At 62.5% G+C, this 1,269-nt stretch carries 2 protein-coding genes; both read left to right on the forward strand.

The features are described from left to right. Nucleotides 1-68: 68 nt before the first annotated feature. Nucleotides 69-356, forward strand: a complete 288-nt coding sequence (locus tag IE99_RS0128460) for a transposase (protein ID WP_030177478.1) — start codon at nucleotides 69-71, stop codon at nucleotides 354-356. 8 nt (nucleotides 357-364) lie between these two features. Next, the gene (locus IE99_RS0128465; protein ID WP_245623379.1) at nucleotides 365-1,228 is read left to right on the forward strand and encodes an IS3 family transposase; all 864 of its coding nucleotides are present in this window, start codon (nucleotides 365-367) and stop codon (nucleotides 1,226-1,228) included. Nucleotides 1,229-1,269 lie beyond the last annotated feature (41 nt).

Consider the following 1,269-nt stretch of genomic DNA (forward strand, 5'->3'; position numbering starts at 1 on the left):
TGAGCTTCCCCCGGTAGCACGGACACCCGATCTGAGTTGACCTTGATCAACTTGGGAAGGAGTGTCTCGTGCCACCACCTCACCCGCCGGAGTTCCGGCGCCGCGCCGTCGAGCTTGCCCGAACCGGCGACAAGTCGGTCACCGCGCTGGCCAGGAGCTTGGGCATCAGTCAGTCGTGCCTGAGTAACTGGATCCGTCAGGCCGCCATCGAAGAAGGTCACCTCGACGGCTTGAGCGCCGGCGAGCGGAAAGAGCTGGCCGAGCTGCGTCGAAAGGCTCGGCAACTGGAGCTGGAGAACGAAATCCTCAAGCGGGCGGCGGCGTACTTCGCTCGCGAGAACATGCTCCCAAAATAAGGTACTCGCTGGTCCATGAGCTTGCCGGTAACGACGTTCCCGTCGCGGTGGCCTGTCGAGTGTTAGGGGTTTCCCGGTCCGGTTACACCGACTGGCTCGGCAGGCCCGCCTCGATCCGGGAGCAACGCAATACCGAGCTGGTGAAAGTCATTAAAGAGGTCCACGAGGAATCGCGGCGAAGCTATGGCTCACCACGGGTACACGCCGAGTTGACGCTCGGACGGGGCGAGCGAGTGAACCGCAAACGGGTCGAACGGCTCATGCGGGAAGCCGGGATCCAGGGGATATATCGGCGCAAGGGGCGCCGGAACCTGGTCAACGAGCCCACCGAGGAGGACCGGGTCAAGCGGGCGTTCGACGTCGACGCACCCGACCTGCTGTGGGTCACCGACATCACCGAGCATCCGACCGAAGAGGGGAAGTTGTACTGCGCGGCCGTGCTGGACTGCTTTTCCCGACGTATCATCGGCCATTCCATTGACATCCGCCAGACGACCGAACTCGTGGTCGATGCCATGGCCGCCGCGGTAGCCCGCAGGAAGCCCGCAACAGATACCACGATCCTGCACTCAGACCATGGAACGCAGTTCACGTCGTGGACGTTCGGGAAACGGCTCCGGGACGCAGGGCTCCTCGGTTCGATGGGCACGGTCGGCGATTGTTACGATAATGCCATGATGGAGTCGTTCTGGGGGTCGATGCAGCTCGAACTCCTCGACACGAGAAAGTGGCAAACAAGAGCCGAGCTCGCCGCCGCAGTGTTTGAATGGACGGAGTGCTGGTATAACCCGTTCAGAAGGCATTCCAGCCTCGAAATGCTGAGCCCGATGGACTACGAGGAACGACACCGAACCTCGAGCCCGACCACCTGACCCATCTCACCCCAGCTGTCCGTGCTACGGGGGGAACCTCA

This window comes from Spirillospora albida (assembly GCF_000718255.1).
Lineage (GTDB): Bacteria > Actinomycetota > Actinomycetes > Streptosporangiales > Streptosporangiaceae > Spirillospora > Spirillospora albida.